16 protein-coding genes and 1 tRNA gene are annotated in these 14,508 nt (G+C 65.4%); 7 read left to right on the forward strand and 10 right to left on the reverse strand.

What is annotated here, in order from left to right; translation table 11 throughout:
• Positions 1 to 170 precede the first annotated feature (170 nt).
• Together TX76_RS13025 and TX76_RS13030 are read right to left on the reverse strand one after the other, a co-directional pair.
• Complete coding sequence (locus TX76_RS13025; protein WP_049902941.1) at positions 171 to 1,181, reverse strand: zinc-dependent alcohol dehydrogenase; 1,011 nt, start codon at positions 1,179 to 1,181, stop codon at positions 171 to 173.
• A gap of 227 nt (positions 1,182 to 1,408) precedes the next feature.
• On the reverse strand, positions 1,409 to 2,509 hold the full coding sequence (locus TX76_RS13030) for an NAD-dependent epimerase/dehydratase family protein (protein WP_049902942.1): 1,101 nt from the start codon (positions 2,507 to 2,509) through the stop codon (positions 1,409 to 1,411).
• Positions 2,510 to 2,670: 161 nt separating this feature from the next.
• On the opposite strand from TX76_RS13030, the gene TX76_RS13035 reads away from it, so the two are divergent.
• Genes TX76_RS13035 through TX76_RS13050 form a run of 4 tightly spaced genes read left to right on the forward strand, consistent with a single transcriptional unit; the run spans position 2,671 to position 5,583 of the window.
• Entirely contained in the window at positions 2,671 to 3,591 is a 921-nt protein-coding gene (locus TX76_RS13035) for a UbiA prenyltransferase family protein (protein ID WP_049902945.1), read from the forward strand.
• Entirely contained in the window at positions 3,588 to 4,244 is a 657-nt protein-coding gene (locus tag TX76_RS13040; RefSeq protein ID WP_049902947.1) for a PHP domain-containing protein, read from the forward strand. The genes TX76_RS13035 and TX76_RS13040 overlap by 4 nt, the downstream gene beginning before the upstream one ends.
• Positions 4,244 to 5,278, forward strand: coding sequence for a lysylphosphatidylglycerol synthase transmembrane domain-containing protein (locus tag TX76_RS13045; protein ID WP_049902948.1), 1,035 nt, complete (start codon positions 4,244 to 4,246; stop codon positions 5,276 to 5,278). Before TX76_RS13040 ends, TX76_RS13045 begins: the two co-directional genes overlap by 1 nt.
• 56 nt (positions 5,279 to 5,334) lie before the next feature.
• Positions 5,335 to 5,583 carry a hypothetical protein gene (locus tag TX76_RS13050; RefSeq protein WP_049902949.1) on the forward strand — a complete coding sequence of 83 codons (249 nt, stop codon included), beginning with the start codon at positions 5,335 to 5,337 and terminating at the stop codon, positions 5,581 to 5,583.
• Here TX76_RS13050 and TX76_RS13055 read toward each other — a convergent pair.
• The 7 genes from TX76_RS13055 to TX76_RS13080 form a co-directional block, all read right to left on the reverse strand.
• Complete coding sequence (locus tag TX76_RS13055) at positions 5,571 to 6,962, reverse strand: hypothetical protein (RefSeq protein WP_049902950.1); 1,392 nt, start codon at positions 6,960 to 6,962, stop codon at positions 5,571 to 5,573. The two genes, TX76_RS13050 and TX76_RS13055, sit on opposite strands and share 13 nt — an antisense overlap.
• A 111-nt stretch (positions 6,963 to 7,073) precedes the next feature.
• Positions 7,074 to 7,397, reverse strand: coding sequence for a DUF5785 family protein (locus tag TX76_RS13060; protein ID WP_049902951.1), 324 nt, complete (start codon positions 7,395 to 7,397; stop codon positions 7,074 to 7,076).
• A gap of 91 nt (positions 7,398 to 7,488) precedes the next feature.
• Complete coding sequence (locus tag TX76_RS13065; protein WP_049902953.1) at positions 7,489 to 8,763, reverse strand: glycosyltransferase; 1,275 nt, start codon at positions 8,761 to 8,763, stop codon at positions 7,489 to 7,491.
• A 149-nt stretch (positions 8,764 to 8,912) separates the two neighbouring features.
• A complete protein-coding gene (locus tag TX76_RS13070) occupies positions 8,913 to 9,218 on the reverse strand; it encodes a hypothetical protein (RefSeq protein WP_049902954.1) in 306 nt (101 codons plus the stop codon).
• Positions 9,219 to 9,442: 224 nt separating this feature from the next.
• Positions 9,443 to 9,525: transfer RNA gene (locus tag TX76_RS13075), tRNA-Ser, on the reverse strand.
• 133 nt (positions 9,526 to 9,658) lie between these two features.
• A complete protein-coding gene (locus TX76_RS17650) occupies positions 9,659 to 10,540 on the reverse strand; it encodes a DUF6414 family protein (protein WP_154019074.1) in 882 nt (293 codons plus the stop codon).
• 40 nt (positions 10,541 to 10,580) lie between these two features.
• The gene (locus TX76_RS13080; RefSeq protein WP_049902955.1) at positions 10,581 to 11,378 is read right to left on the reverse strand and encodes a hypothetical protein; all 798 of its coding nucleotides are present in this window, start codon (positions 11,376 to 11,378) and stop codon (positions 10,581 to 10,583) included.
• A 179-nt stretch (positions 11,379 to 11,557) separates the two neighbouring features.
• On the opposite strand from TX76_RS13080, the gene TX76_RS13085 reads away from it, so the two are divergent.
• The 3 genes from TX76_RS13085 (at position 11,558) to TX76_RS13095 (ending at position 12,561) form a co-directional block, all read left to right on the forward strand.
• Positions 11,558 to 12,022: a DUF7344 domain-containing protein gene (locus TX76_RS13085; RefSeq protein ID WP_049903006.1), complete on the forward strand. Its 465-nt coding sequence runs from the start codon at positions 11,558 to 11,560 to the stop codon at positions 12,020 to 12,022.
• A gap of 21 nt (positions 12,023 to 12,043) precedes the next feature.
• Complete coding sequence (locus TX76_RS13090; RefSeq protein WP_049902956.1) at positions 12,044 to 12,241, forward strand: hypothetical protein; 198 nt, start codon at positions 12,044 to 12,046, stop codon at positions 12,239 to 12,241.
• 125 nt (positions 12,242 to 12,366) lie between these two features.
• Entirely contained in the window at positions 12,367 to 12,561 is a 195-nt protein-coding gene (locus tag TX76_RS13095) for a DUF7127 family protein (RefSeq protein ID WP_394295440.1), read from the forward strand.
• 460 nt (positions 12,562 to 13,021) lie between these two features.
• Here the strand turns inward: TX76_RS13095 and aroC are convergent, their stop codons facing one another.
• Positions 13,022 to 14,212: a chorismate synthase gene (aroC, locus tag TX76_RS13100; RefSeq protein ID WP_049902958.1), complete on the reverse strand. Its 1,191-nt coding sequence runs from the start codon at positions 14,210 to 14,212 to the stop codon at positions 13,022 to 13,024.
• Between the last annotated feature and the right edge of the window lie 296 nt (positions 14,213 to 14,508).

Here is a 14,508-nt window from a genome sequence, read left to right on the forward strand (position 1 = left end):
CTTCGGTGGTGCTGTGTGTGGCGGGTGTGGAGAACGTCCGTGCGAGCGAAGCGAGCACGGTTCACCGTGAGCGAACGAAGTGAGCGAGCGGGTGTTTTTAGTCCAGGTTTTTGGAAGGGGTTCGAGTGCGAGCGGAGCGAGCACGAGGACCCCTTGTAAAAAAGTGGGGCTTAGTAGGTGAGGAGCACCCCGATCGCCTCTCTCGGGCGTTCGTCGAGGAGGCGATAGGCGTCGTCGGCCCGCTCGATCGGGACCCGATGGGTGATGAACCGTTCGGCGTCGATCCGTTCGAGGAGTCGGCAGGCCTCGCCTAACCGGCGTTCCTTCGACCACCGGCCGCGGTCGACGGGATCGACGGTGCTGACCTGGCTGCTCTGGAGGCGGATCCGACTCCGGTGGAAGGTCCCCCCGAGATCGAGATTCATGGGTTTCGTGCCGTACCACGACCCGATGACCACCTGACCGGCGGTGCCCACGACGCCGATGGCGTCGTCGAGCGCGTCGGGCTGGCCCGAGAGTTCGTAGGCGAGATCCGCGCCGCGAGGTGGCTCGTGACCGTCGAAGCGCGCGTCGAGGTCGTCGTCCGGATCGATCGCGGCGTCGGCTCCGAGCGACATCGACAGCGCCCGCCGGCGCTCGTAGCCGTCGACGGTGACCAGCGTTTCGAGCGGGAGGTCGGCGAGCAACGCGGTGGTGAGGAGGCCGACGACGCCCTGGCCGAACACCGCGACGCGCTCGCCGATCGCGGGCCGGCCATCCAAGAGGAAGTTGACGGCGGCCTCGGCGTTCGCCAGCAGCGCGGCCTCGGCGTCCGAGAGGGCCTCGGGAACCTCGCGGAGTGCCGCCGGCGTGGTGACGAAGTGGCTCTCGTGGGGGTTGAACCCGAACACCCGACGATCGAGCCACGCGTCGTCGACGTCGCTGCCGACGGCCGTCACCCGGCCGACGGCTGCGTAGCCGTACTGGAGCGGGTACTCGAAGTCGCCGTCGAGCGCGTCGATCGACTCGTCGGCCGCCATCGATTCCGGCACCTCGCCGCGGTACACCAGCAGCTCCGTGCCGGCGCTGATGGCCGACGCCGCCGTGCGGACTCGCACCTCCTCGTCGGCCGGTTCCGGGACCGCCGTCTCGCGGAGTTCGAGCGCGCTCGGATCGGTGAAGTACAGCGAGCGCGCCGTCATCAGTGTTCCCGATCACGGCCGAGCGCCTGGCCTCGCGACGAGCCAGCGAGTGTCAGGGGTGCAGCGCTTCGTCCTGCGCTGGCGTTGCCCATACACGTCATCACGTCACACGAGAGGAAGTATCTGTGCGTGGCGGAAACACACGGCTGACATGTTCGACGGTCGATGATCGCGGCAGCGAGCGGATCACCGCAGTTGCGGCCTCTTCCAGTCGATGTGGAGCTGTCTCAGATCCGCTTGAACACGCCCTTCACGAGCGCGAGCGCACCCTGATCCCACGCGACTCGGTGGTCCAGCCCCGTGGCGTCGTCCTCGCGTTCGGGCTCCTCGTAGTTGTCGAGATACCACTCGTAGGTCTCGACGAGCGCCTCCTTGTTCGAGTAGTTGGGCTCCCAGCCGAGCGATTTCAGCTTCTCGACCGACACGTAGGAGTCCTCATGGGCGGTCTCGTACACCCACGGGTACAGCGGCGAGAGGTTCAGCTTTTCGAGGACGCGGAGCGCGAACACGGTGAGCGGCGTGGGCGTCCCGATCGTGCGCTTGCCGGTGCCTGCATAGTCGATCGGGGCCTGAAAGTCCTCCTTCATCGTGCCGAACTCGTCGGCACCGACGTTGAAGACGGTGTTCACGTCCGCTTCGTCCTTCGCGAACATGAACTCCATCGCGCGGACGAGGTCGTAGACGTGCATGAGCTGGTACTTGTTCGTCCCCCACCCGACCATCGGGACGTTCGCGCCCGATTCGATCCAGTCGAAGAGGACCTGGAAGACCCCGAGGCGCTGGGGACCGATGAACGTCTTCGGGCGGAGCACGGAGACACACTCGCCCATCCGGCGGAAGTCCTCGCAGATCTTCTCGGCCTCGATCTTCGCCTCGCCGTACGCCCCGACGCCGTCGAGCGGCGACTCCTCGGTGATCGGATGGGAGTCGTGCGTGCCGTAGACCGCCGTCGAGGAGACATAGACAACGCGATCGACGCCCTCCTCCTTCGCGGCCCAGAGGGTGTTCCGGGTGCCGTCGATGGTGGTCTCGCGGATGCGCCGGTCGTCCCACAGCGGGAGCGCGGCGGCGGTGTGAACCACCGCGTCCGCGCCGGTCGTCTCGATCGCCTCGCGGATGCTCTCCTCGTCGCGGACGTCGCCCTCGATGTACTCGACGCCCTCGATCTCGTCCTCGTCCTTGAACGGCTTGAGATCGAGCGCGGTCACGTCCCAGCCACGTTCCTTGAAATACTGGCAGGTGTGGAGTCCGAGGAAGCCGGTGCCGCCGGTGACCAGCATCGACCCTGGCTCCACGAGTCGCTCGTCGCCTTCGGAGGGAGATGACATTATGTCGGGGTTGACGACCCGGTTTCAACTATCTACCGATACGGCTTCGAGCACTCGTTCGGTGGTTTCACCGTTCGACCGCCCGACGGGGGCACGAAACGATCCGGAACGGTGCGGATCGATCGGTCAGGTTTATGACTCGCAACCTCCCACGGGGGACAATGGCCGAGGCACAGACACATCAGGCGAGCCTCGCGCAGACGGCCGCCGGGCTCGCCCGCGAGATCCGCCCGTGGCAGTGGTACAAGCAGGCGGTGCTCCTGATCGCGATCGTGTTCTCAGGCCGGCTGTTCGATCCCCTCGCGTGGGGACAGGTCGCGATCGGCGTCGCGGCGTTCTGTGCGGTCGCCGGCGCGACCTACATCTTCAACGACATCAGCGACGTCGAGGCCGATCGCCGCCACCCCGAAAAGCGAAAACGCCCGATCGCCAGCGGCCAGGTGAGCGTGCCGACCGCGGCCGCGTTCGGCGTCGGCCTCCTCCTGTTCGGGTTCGCGCTGTCGTACGCCCTTGGGGGATTGTTCGTGCTGATCGTGGCGACGTATCTCGTCCAGAACGCCGCGTACTCGCTGTACCTGAAGGACGTGGTGCTCGTCGACGTGCTCCTGATCGCCATCGGGTTCGTGCTCCGGGCGGTCGCGGGCGTGGTCGCGATCGGGGTCAAGCTCAGCCCGTGGCTCGTGGTCTGTACCTTCCTCGCCGCACTCCTGCTCGCGCTCGGCAAGCGCCGCCACGAGTTCGCGGCGAGCGCGAACCCGGCCGAGACCCGCGCGACGCTCGACGAGTACACGCCCGAAACGCTCGACCAGCTGCTCGTGGTCGTCATCTCCACGCTCCTCATCTCCTATTCGATCTACACCTTCACGGGCGCGAAGCTCGCGATGATGCTCACGCTCCCCTTCGCCTTCTTCGGCGTCTTTCGATACCACCACCTCGTTCACACCACGAACGGGGTCGCCGCGTCGCCGGGATCACTACTCTTCGACCGCCAGTCGCTGCTCAACCTCGCGCTCTGGGGGATCGTCGCGGTCGTCGTGCTCTACGGACGCCCGCGGGCGTGGCTCGTCGGGCTGGTCGGATGAGTCGGTCGCGCTCGCGGTACGACCTCCAGGTCCACACCGACGCCTCGCCGTGCTCGGCGACGTCACCCGCAGCGGTCGCCCGCGCAGCCGAGAAGGCCGATCTCGACGGGATCGTCGTCACCGATCACGACACGCTCGCAAACGTCGATCGCGTTCGATCGTGCGCACCTGACGATCTCGATGTCGTCTCGGGCGTCGAAGTCACGACCACTCAGGGCCACCTCCTCGGGATCGACGTCGAGCGCGCACCTCCCCAAACCGATCCGCTCTCCGTGATCGACGACATCCACGACCAGGACGGACTGACGGTGCTCTCCCATCCGTTCGACGCGCTCCGCCAGATCTACGACACCGATCTCGCCGAACTCGCGGCGGCGGTCGACGGCGTCGAAGCGATCAACGCACGGTGTGTTCGCGAGTCGTTCAACCGCGAAGCCCAGGCGTTCGCCGCCCACCACGACCTCGCGACGACCGGCGGCAGCGATGCGCACTTCCCGATGGAGGTCGGGCGCGCGTACACCGAGTGTGAGGGATCGCTCCGCGAGGCCATCCGATCCGGCACGACCGTTCCGCAGGGTCGCGGCCGATATCTCTCGGGCCACGTCGCCACCAAGCTGCACCAAGCACGCCGCGCGGTCGCGGGGTGGCGGTGATGGCGGAGTACCGCGAGGCGAGCGGCGACCGACCCGGTGGCGCGGATCCCGGCGACGACGCCGACGATCAGTCCGGCCGGCTTCGGCGATGGGTGAGCGAGCACGGCGTCCAGGCCACCGCGGTGCTCACACTCGTGGTGTTCGGCGCGCTCTTCCTCTACGCCGACGCCGGTGCGGTCGTCGATGCCTTCTCCCGGTTCGAGTGGCCCGCCTTCGCCGCGGTGATCGGGCTCACTACTGTGGGCTATGCCTTCCGGTTCGGAAAGTGGGAGTTCTACCTTCGGGAGCTCGGGGTCGACATCCCTCTGAAGACCAGCCTCACGGTGTTTTTCAGCGGGCTGATGATGGTCGTCACCCCCGGAAAGGCCGGTGAGGTCTGGAAGGCGTGGCTGCTGCGCGACATGGAGGGGACCCCAGCGAGCCTCACGACCTCGGTGGTCGGAGCCGAGCGCGTGACCGACCTGATTTCCCTCTCGATGCTCGCCGGAGTCGGCGTCGTTGCGTACGGCCGCTCGCCCGCGGTCCTGATCGCACTCGCGGTCGCCTTCGCCGCCGGAATCGGGCTGCTCCAGTGGCGCGCGGGCTGCCTCCGACTGCTCGACGCCGCCGCATCGCTCCCGGTCGTCGGCCAGTACGCCACGTCGCTCGAACGGTTCTACGAGAGCACCTACGCCCTCTTCCGACTCCGCCCGCTCTCGGTGGCCACCCTGCTGGGGATCGTCGCGTGGGGGCTCGAAGGCGTCGCACTCTGGATCGTGCTCGCGGGGTTCGGTGTCGAGGCCGCGCTGCTCGTGGGAGTGTTCGTCTTCGCGCTCGGCTCCGTGATCGGTGCGGTCAGCATGCTCCCGGGGGGGCTCGGCGCGGCCGAGGCGAGCATGGCCGGTCTCCTGCTCACCTTCGGGATCGCCGAATCGGTGGCGGCGGGCGCGACGATGGTGATCCGGGTCGGCACGCTCTGGTACGCGGCGGTCCTCGGGTTCGTCGTATTCTCGGTGCACAAGTACCGCGCCGACGAGTCGGGTCCCGACGTGTGAGCGACTCGCCGACCGTCGGCCGAAGGCTGATACGTAATCCGATGAGAAACCGTCGCATGTTCGAGAACAGCCGACGCGTTTCCGTCCTGCTGTTCGTTCTCTATGCGTTCGTGATACTGCTGGACTTGGATGACGGCGAAACACTGCTGGCAGTCGGGTGGACGATCAGTGGGGGCCCTACTGCTCTCCGGTCGCTGGTGGCTGAGACGAGAGCAGACGGACGAGTGAGCTTTTCGCGCCGGTCACTTCCTGACGAACTCAGCATAGACCACACCCGGAGCTACTGTGCCGCTCACCAGAGGTAGTCGCCGACGAGCTGCATCGCGAGCGCCTGGCCGAACACCGCGGCCGCGAGCAGCGCCTCGCGTCGTCTCGTCGGATCGGCAGCTCGGAGCGCGGCGGCGACCGGCAGCATGAGGAACGGGTAGATGAACATCGCGCCGCGGGCGGTCTCACCGGTGTGGTAGACTCCCACTACAAAGAGTCCGAGCAGTGATCCGGTCGCGAGCCCGAAGACGACGAGCGGCTCGCGGTCGATCCTGCTGAGCCCGCGTGCAGACCGCCACAGCACACCCACCCCGCGAACCGCGAGCACGGCGAGCATCGGCGTGAAGAAGAGGGCGATCTCGGCGACGTTCTCCACCCGCGTGGTGAGGTAGCGCAGCGGCTCGGCGAGCGGAAAGAACCCGTTCGGGTTCTGCTGGTGGGAGGCGGTCAGGAACGAAGCGATGTAGTCGTAGCCGAGGACGACGTTCACGAGGGCGTAGATCCCGAGCGACGCAACGCCGATCACGAAGAGCGGCGCGATCCGGTCGCGGTCTAAGAGGGCGAGTCCGACGAGCACCGGTCCCAGAAACACGGTCATGAACGTCTGCGAGGCGGCGACGAACAGGCAGGCGAGCGTGCCGAACGTCGCGACGATCGGCGAGTCGCGGGTGAAGCAGTAGATCGCGCCGAGCGCCGCGACGGTGATCAGCGCGTCGAGGGTCGTGAGGTAGTAGATCTGGACCGCGGGCAGGAGCACGAACAGGTAGGTGGTGTACTGGGCGACGTCGCGCGGGTAGTACGTCGCGAGCAGTCGGTGAAGAAGGAGCGTCGAGAGCGCGAGCGAGCCGATACCGACGACGAGCGAGACGGCGCGCGTCGACGGCAGGAGCGTATCGAACACCCAAAACGAGAGGACGGCTCCCGGGGGATGGGTTCGAGCGTGGAGCGGTAGCTGGAGCTGGTTCGCCTCGAACGTCGTGACGAACGCGACCGGATCGGTGACGCCGACTGCCGCGCGGTAGTACGACCCGCCGTTGTCGATGGGCCTGATGAGCCCGGCTCCCTGGCCCTGTGTGAGCGTGGTGAGCACGAGCAGCACCGCCCCGGCGACGGCGACCGGCCACACGCTCGTGCGATCGATCCATAGAAGATAGGCAGTCGCGACCGCGAAGACGACGATCGCGAGGGCAGCCAGCACCGCGACGCGCGAGACGTCGAGGCGGCCGAGCCGGACCGCGAACTTGCTGATCGGCCAGTGGATCGGCACGCCGACGTCGTTGCCGAGGATCTCCCGATAGAACAGCCGGACGACGACGTTGAAGGTGATGAGCGATGCGATCGTCACCCAGACCGCCAGAAGGATCTCGCGGAGCGAGAACAGCCCCGCCTGCGACCGCGCGTCGGTGCCGCCAGCCATATCGATCCGTCCGGTCGATGGGGTTTAGGCGCTTCCGTCTCGCCGCCCACAGTGTCGCCCGAACGAGGGAGTTGGTTTTCGGTGGGCTCGGGGGCGTTCGGAGCGGCGCGTTCAGGCCCCGCCGCGGTTCGTCGCGTCGGAACCGGGCGTGTACTCCCAGAACCCGTTCGCACGCATCGCCTCGCCGACCCGCCGGTGCATCGTCTGGATGTCGTCGATCTCCTCGTCCTCGATCCCGTCGAAGATCTCGCGGAGGCTCACGACCCGTTCGTGGTTGAGCCGGATCGGGTCGTCGCCGTGCGCGTCGACGAACGCGGCGACGTCGAGCGGGAAGTCCTCCTCGTCGTCGACCTTCTTCGCGACGATCGCCTGCCCGTACTTGCGCATCCCCTCGCTTCCCTCCTCGTCGTCGGGATCGTGCGGCCAGTCAGCCATACCGACCGATTGATCGGTCGGCGCAAAAGCGTTGTTGCTCGCCGCCCAGGCGGCGAGACGGGTGGACAGTCAGGACATGTGAAGCCCCGGTTCAGTCGTCGGCCGTCGCCGTCTCGCTCTCCACGTCGTCCTCGAACGGGGTCCAACTGTACTCGTCCGCCGATTCCCGAACGAGGCGCTCGGTGCCGTCGTGATCCGCGATCGCACCGGGTTCGAGCTCCGGGTGCTCGGCTTCGATTTCCGCCGGGGAAACCTTCTCCGTGACCTCGAAGCGTTCGATCGGCCGAACGATTCCCCACAACGCCCCGATGGCGTGAAACAGCGCCGCAAGTGGGGTCAGCACCACGAACACCGGCCACAGCACGGGGTGTTTCCGGTAGCCGACGAGGCCCGCGAGCATGTAGACGAAGAGGATGCCGAACAGCCCGATCGAGAGCATCGCGTACAGCCATCGGTACGGGAACGTGCTCGGGAGCAGCGTTGTCACGACGACGAGCACGGGCACGAGCGGCGAGAATCCCCACGCAACCGCTCTGGTGAGGTAGAGCGGGCGGTAGCGCCTCGGGAGAAGGCCACCATCCCGAACCGTCCCGGACATCCACCGCCGCCGCTGCTTGATCATCGCCCGAAGCGAGGGCGGTGCCTGGTTCCGGAATCGGGCGTCGACCAGGCGATAGCTGATCGCGCCCCGATCGGCGGCCCGCCAGATGAAGTTCGTGTCCTCCGTGATGGTGGCGACGTCCCACGTGATCGCCCTCTCGATCGAGTGGCGAACCGCGACCCCGCCACCCCACGCGTACAGCGGGTACGAGAGCCGGTGGAAACCGTACTGCTCGAACTGATAGCCCACGCGGAACACCTCACAGCAATACGTCAGCCACGACCCCGTGTAGAGCGGTTTCTCGGTGAACTGGACGATGTCCGCGTCCGGAATCCCGGTGAACCCGGTCACGAGCGTGTCCTCGTCGAGGTAGAGCACGTACTCTCGCCCGCACTCGACGTTGCGCCGCGCCCATTCGAGCGCCCGTCCCTTGTTGGTGGCCGTACACTCGAACGACTCCGGGACGACGTGGACGGTCGCACCGTCGATGTCGATCTTTCGCTCGCTCACCACCCGAACGTCGTCGATCCCGTCGGGGATCGAATCCACCGTCCCCTGGACGACCGCCTCCGCGCCGATGGTGAGCACCCGGACCTGGACGTCCTCGACGCCCCACGTTCGGTCCCCACCATCGCCCCGCCAGCCCCACGAGAGGACGATGGTCTCGACGAGCCACCACAGCGCCGAGAGACCGTAGAGCCCGAGGACGAACCACAGCGAGGCCACTACCGCGAGGAACGGCACGTCTTCGGGGACGAACACCATACAGCAAAACGAACATCCGGTCGCCTAATATTAAACCGTGTCCATCGTGAGGGTTGCTCGGAACGGTCGGAGCCGTCTTCAGTACGAAAGCCTGGTAGTGCTGCTCGACCACACCGTCTGCCCGATGTAAACGGCGAGGAGTACACTACTCAGGAGCAGGATACGGCCGTGTCCGCCGTCACCACGTTCGGAACCTCTACTGCACTCGTCGTCGTAGCGACTGTGACCACGACGACGCCTAGAACCGTGCCGTACAGCCCGAGAATGCTGTACTCGGCAGGCCGGAGATTCCCGCGATGGACCGCGTGGAGGAGAACGGCGATTCCAGCTACGACAGGGAGAAAGCGAGCTTTGGCCGTCGGGTCGGCAATCAAAACGGTTGAACCGATAATCATTGTCACCGCGTAGACGGTGATCTTGAGGACGAGAAGTAGCGAGCCTGGCCCGCGATCCATACCAAATCGTGTCGAGGTTGACAATTGTAAAATTTTCCATCAGAGGTGAAGAGGCTCGCAAGCAAACTGGGGATGGGATTCGAACCACGGCCAGACGTTCCTGCTCGCTCACTTCGTTCGCTGTGCGGGCTGCGACTGGTCTACTTCGAATCCCAACGTGTCTCGATTGCTTGCTCACGCGGTTGCTCGCGCACAGGGCGCTCGCAGGTGTGTTCGCAAGCAATCGGTGGGGATGGGATTCGAACCCATGAGGCCATAGGCCACCTGTTTTCAAGACAGGCGCGATAGTCCACTCTGCCACCCCACCGCGTCTTGATCTACTGGTCTGCGCATCTAATTGCTGTCGGTTCATCTTCTACCAATTCAGCTACATAAACCCGGCCGATTTCCGAGTCGGGGCTATAAAATACTGCTAACTAAATAGTGTATTTTCCCTAATTTCACCAGAATAAGCCGATTGGATATATCACGTTTGCAGGCCCCATCAGAGTCAGATCCTCCTCTTGCAAAATCACATCCATCCCTTTTGCTGCTTCTTGCAGACCTTTGTTGAAATCGTCTATACCCTCTTCAGCATCATGTGCGAATTCGCCTGTTAATCTCATCATATCGACTGGGTGCCACTTCTTCCCGCGCTCGATTTTTTCTTCTACACGGCCGAAGAGTGTGTATTCGCGCGCTTGCGCGAACGCATGTTTTGTTGGCACCCGTAGATAGTTGCGTTTCAATACTGTTGCGTAGGAGTGGCCTCTGTCGGTATCCAATCTTACTGGCACTCTATTTCCAATCACATTCTCAGACATTTCTATGAATGCTTCCGAGGCATCAATCTCTTCCTCCGACACGTTTTCTTCTCCTGAATTATCATCAGTTATCACTTCTCCGGCTTTTTTCGATTCTTCAGTAAGTGTATTTATAGCACCCGCAGCCAGTTCCAACCTGAACAAGGACATTGGCTTAACAGTTCCGCTGATCTCTATGACGTCACCGCGTTCCACATCTTCTATGTCGGGATCTTTTATTTCGCTAATCCCGTCAATCTGTCTAAGCAATTCCTGAAAACGATAGGGAACAGTAATATCTATCTGCTGTTCAGTCCCTTCACGATCCGTACTTCGATGCCGGCCACCGCCTCCTATGTTCGTCCAAGGAGTCGGAATCGTGGCTGAGAAGTGACTTTCTGACTCATTCTCATCTTCGGCTGTTTTCGTTCTACTCGTCTGTAATCCAACTCCTAGTGACGAAAGATGTCCATTGATGCTTTCATCGTCGAGATAAATGAATTCGCGCAATTGATACGCTGAGTCATCATTCTTTGTCATCTCGGCCAATTATTCTCCTACGGTGGTGTAGCGTTTTCGCTTATCCGAGCGTCAAATTCAGGCCATCCCTGCTCTTGATGAGTTCCACCCCGAGATCGTCGAGACACGCGGCGGTTCGCGTCGGCACCTCGCGACCGGCGCGCCGGCGCGCCCGGATCAACGAGAGCGCGCCGATCAGGTCCTCACGCGTCTCCACGATCGGGTGCATCGGACCGAAATCGACGTCGTGACCCGCGTCGTGTGCGCGATCTGTCAGCGTCCCGATCGCGGGCGGTGCGTCGGCCTCTTCGAAGTCCACGGACGAGGCGAACCCGGCGTAGTGGACCCGGCCGCCCGAGGTCGGCCCGAGCACGACGTCGCTCCGGCGGAGCTTCATCGCCATCCCGTCGAGATCGCCGCGCGCGAGGAACGGGGCAGTGGGTTCGACCACCGCCACCGAAGTCTCGTCCTCGGTGTCGAGCAGGTGGGTCACGGTGTTTCCCATGCGGGCCGCGAACGTCGAACCGACCTGGACCTCGTAGCGGGCCGCCCCAGGATCGTCGAGCGCCGCGTCCGCGAGTGCCCGCACCGCGCTCTCGGCGTCCTGCTCGTTCCGACCGTCCCCGTCGGTCGGTTCGTCCGGTTTGTCTCGCTCGTCTGCCTCGTCTGGCAGGGCCTCGTCGGGCCGGTAGTTGACGAGCAGGTCGCTCGCGCTGGCCTCGACCGCCCGGAGCACGTCGGCGCACATCGCGGCGTAGAGATCGGCGACGTCGGCCGTCGAGAGCGGGGTCGTTGCCGCGAGGTCGGCCAGCACGACCCCTTCGCGCGGCGGATCACAGAGGACGGCAGCGGTGGGCATGCGTCGCTATCGGCGGCGTGGCCCCTTCAACGGCGCGGGTCGGTGGCGACGACGGCGCGCCGATCGTGCTCGACCCGTTGACCGGCGACGCGTTCCGGGCGTTGTCGGCACGAACGACGGCGGTTTTCGACGGACCGCGACGCTTATCAGCGATGGCCGTGTCGAATCGCGTGAACACAATGGTCTCCGACAACGCGGCCGGTTCGTCGTGGGGCGTCCCCCAGTGGCTCCTCTCGGGACTCGACGCCGCCGACGGGACCGACGGCCCCGCCGGGTCGATCCCGCTCTCGACCGAGACCGTCTGCGAGCTGATCAGCAACGCCCGCCGGCGGGCGGTCATCCGTCACGTCGCGGCGCTCGACGCCGATGAGAGCGTCCGAATGGGCGAGCTCGCGCGAACGATCGCGGGCGAGGAGAACGACATCGCGCCGACGGCAGTCTCGGCCGAACAGCGAAAGACCGTCTACGTCTCCCTGCTCCAGAACCACCTCCCGAAGCTCGATTCGGCCGGTGTGGTCGACTGGAACGACCGCTCGGGCGACATCGCCCACGGCACCTCGGTCGACGAACTCGCGGCCCTCGTCGAGTCGATCGAACACGCCTGCGAGCCGGAGCCGGAACGCGAACACGAACCGGTTGCCTGATCGCCCCCGACAGTATCCACAATGCGCGCTTCAGGACTCGTCGCCGCCCTCGTGCTCGCCGCGACGCTGCTCGTGGGGGTGGGTGCGCTCACGACGCTCGCCCTCTCCTCGCTCCGGCTCGCGACCGTGCTCGTCGTGGCGCTCGCCCTCCTGTACGTCGTGGCCGCGAGCGCGCTCGGGAGCCGCTCGCGGCGGTGGCTTTCGAACCCGTACTGGTAGAACCGCCCGACAGAACGGGCGCACTCGCCCCGGCATCTGCGGGCAGGCTGCTTACGAGTGGCGAGCACCAAGCGACGAGCGTGAGGACACCCCAGGCGCTGCGATCCGTCGACCGCCAGGCCGCCGTGGTCACCGAGTACGAACACGCCGATGGGAGCCGCATCGCCGTGGACTTCGGGGCCGCTCACGGCGATCTCGCCGTCGACGTTCTCGACGACACGGCGATCGTGATCGCCGGCGGCGAGCAGTTCGAGTTCGGCCTCCCGAGCGAGGCGAACGAGGTCACGGCCAACAACGGCGTGCTCACGATCGCGGAGTGAGGTGGCGACGAACGGGAAGTCGTCCGTACGCGGGAAGGCGTGGTCGGTAGCTGTTTTCGATGGCGTTTCGCTCGCAGCCACCGAGTTCGGCACGCTCGCGCGAGGTGCAGTATCCGCTGGTGTCGGTTGAGCGTCCACCGTCGGGGCGGTTGGCGCGCGGGAGCGCACGAAGTGCGCGACCCGCGCGAGGGATGAACGGAGCGAGCAGTGGGCGGCGCGAGCGTAGTGAGGGCCGCCAAGCGAACGGGGAGCGAAAGCGACCCGTGAGCAGCGCGAGCGGAGTGAATCGGTTGGGGAGGCGTGTGGCGATCGCGGTGCGGTGGCGGAAGGTGCGGTTTCTCGTTTGCACCGGCAGTCGCGGTCCATTTTCCGGCTCAGCCCCACGTCAGATAGACAAGCTAAGCGGGAAGAACATGAGATACCGTCCTCGTGATCCGCGATCTTCGTTTTCAGGGGACCGCTACTCGTCGGTCGACTCCGCGCTCGTCGGCGCGTCCGCGGGATCGTTCTCCGGACTGCTCGGGTGGTAGTCGGTGTCGTACTCCCCCACGTTTCCGTCGAGCCGATCGGGGTTGATCCGTCCCCCAAGGAGCATGAAGTCCACCATCGTGAGCGCGCACATCGCCTCGACCACGGGGACGCCCCGCGGCGGGAGGACGGGATCGTGCCGGCCGATGACCTGGGCGGTCTTCTCCTCGCCGGTCTCCCAGTCGACGGTGGTCTGCTCTTTCGGGATCGACGTCGGCGCGTGGAGGATCACCTCGCCACGGATGGCCTGGCCGGTCGTGATCCCGCCCTGGAGACCACCGTGGTCGTTGCCCACGGGGACGGGATCACCGTTCTCGTCGAATTTCCAGTCCTCGTTGCGCTCGCTGCCCCGATACCGACGGGCCTCCTTCCCCAAGCCGAATTCGAAGCTCGTGGCGGCTGGCACGCTCAGCATCGCCTGGCCGAGCCGCGCCGGCACGGAGTCGAACCGGGGTGCGCCCAAGCCTCGGGGCGCGCCGCGGATCTCGAAGGCGATCGAGCCGCCGATCGAGTCGCCCGCTTCCTGGTACTCGTCGATCTTCTCGCGCATCCGTTCGGCGGTCTCGGGGTGGGCACACCGGACCTCGTTCTCTTCGACGTGCTCGCCCATCTCCTCGAAACTCACGTCGGGAGCCTCGATCTCGCCGATCCCGTTGACGTGCGCTCTGATCTCGATTCCCTCGCTCGCGAGGATCTGTTTTGCGATCGCGCCGGCGGCGACCCAGTTCGCGGTCTCGCGGGCGGAGGAGCGCCCGCCGCCGCCCCAGTTTCTGGTGCCGAACTTCGCCGAGTAGGTGAAGTCGCCGTGAGAGGGGCGGGGGGCGGTGATGAACGGCTCGTACTTCCCCGAGCGCGCGTCCTTGTTCTGGATCACCATGCCGATGGGCGTCCCGGTGGTGTAGCCGTCCTGAAGACCGGATTTGATGGAGACGGCATCGGGCTCGCCCCGGCTGGTCGTGATCTGTGACTGGCCCGGTTTCCGTCGGTCGAGCTCGGCCTGCACCGTCTCCTCGTCGAGTTCCAATCCTGCCGGACAGCCCGACACCGTGACCCCCATCGCCTCACCGTGGCTTTCGCCGAAGGTGGTGACCCGAAAGAGCCGCCCGAACTCGTTGCCGTTCATGGGTCGGGGTTGGCGCGCAGGGATTTGAAGGTTGCAATCCCAACGGTGTTTTGCGACGAGGACAGAACCGGACGAACAACCGCGAACCTCTCGCTCTCGGTTTTGCGACGACGAACACTACCCCCGAAGCCCTCAACCGGACGACTCGCGCCGCTCGCTGCGCTCCTCGCCTCGCTCACTCTGTTCGCTCGGCTGCGGTGCTTGCTTCTCGGTGCTTCGTCCTCCGGTCTCGCCCTTCGAGTCCACCAAGGGCCGCACCTACCGCACCGCCCACACACCTCCCCAACCGATTCCTT

It is taken from the genome of Halococcus agarilyticus (assembly GCF_000334895.1).
Taxonomy (GTDB): domain Archaea; phylum Halobacteriota; class Halobacteria; order Halobacteriales; family Halococcaceae; genus Halococcus; species Halococcus agarilyticus.

What these genes read in the sequence shown, in the direction of transcription:
- TX76_RS13025 (WP_049902941.1), bottom strand. Translation starts at nt 1,181, where the DNA reads ATGACGGCGCGCTCGCTGTACTTCACCGATCCGAGCGCGCTCGAACTC.
- TX76_RS13055 (WP_049902950.1), bottom strand. Translation starts at nt 6,962, where the DNA reads ATGGCTGGCGGCACCGACGCGCGGTCGCAGGCGGGGCTGTTCTCGCTC.
- TX76_RS13090 (WP_049902956.1), top strand. Translation starts at nt 12,044, where the DNA reads ATGCGCGCTTCAGGACTCGTCGCCGCCCTCGTGCTCGCCGCGACGCTG.
- TX76_RS13070 (WP_049902954.1), bottom strand. Translation starts at nt 9,218, where the DNA reads ATGGATCGCGGGCCAGGCTCGCTACTTCTCGTCCTCAAGATCACCGTC.
- TX76_RS13080 (WP_049902955.1), bottom strand. Translation starts at nt 11,378, where the DNA reads ATGCCCACCGCTGCCGTCCTCTGTGATCCGCCGCGCGAAGGGGTCGTG.
- TX76_RS13085 (WP_049903006.1), top strand. Translation starts at nt 11,558, where the DNA reads ATGGTCTCCGACAACGCGGCCGGTTCGTCGTGGGGCGTCCCCCAGTGG.
- TX76_RS17650 (WP_154019074.1), bottom strand. Translation starts at nt 10,540, where the DNA reads ATGACAAAGAATGATGACTCAGCGTATCAATTGCGCGAATTCATTTAT.
- TX76_RS13050 (WP_049902949.1), top strand. Translation starts at nt 5,335, where the DNA reads ATGTTCGAGAACAGCCGACGCGTTTCCGTCCTGCTGTTCGTTCTCTAT.
- aroC (WP_049902958.1), bottom strand. Translation starts at nt 14,212, where the DNA reads ATGAACGGCAACGAGTTCGGGCGGCTCTTTCGGGTCACCACCTTCGGC.
- TX76_RS13035 (WP_049902945.1), top strand. Translation starts at nt 2,671, where the DNA reads ATGGCCGAGGCACAGACACATCAGGCGAGCCTCGCGCAGACGGCCGCC.
- TX76_RS13060 (WP_049902951.1), bottom strand. Translation starts at nt 7,397, where the DNA reads ATGGCTGACTGGCCGCACGATCCCGACGACGAGGAGGGAAGCGAGGGG.
- TX76_RS13030 (WP_049902942.1), bottom strand. Translation starts at nt 2,509, where the DNA reads ATGTCATCTCCCTCCGAAGGCGACGAGCGACTCGTGGAGCCAGGGTCG.
- TX76_RS13040 (WP_049902947.1), top strand. Translation starts at nt 3,588, where the DNA reads ATGAGTCGGTCGCGCTCGCGGTACGACCTCCAGGTCCACACCGACGCC.
- TX76_RS13065 (WP_049902953.1), bottom strand. Translation starts at nt 8,763, where the DNA reads ATGGTGTTCGTCCCCGAAGACGTGCCGTTCCTCGCGGTAGTGGCCTCG.
- TX76_RS13045 (WP_049902948.1), top strand. Translation starts at nt 4,244, where the DNA reads ATGGCGGAGTACCGCGAGGCGAGCGGCGACCGACCCGGTGGCGCGGAT.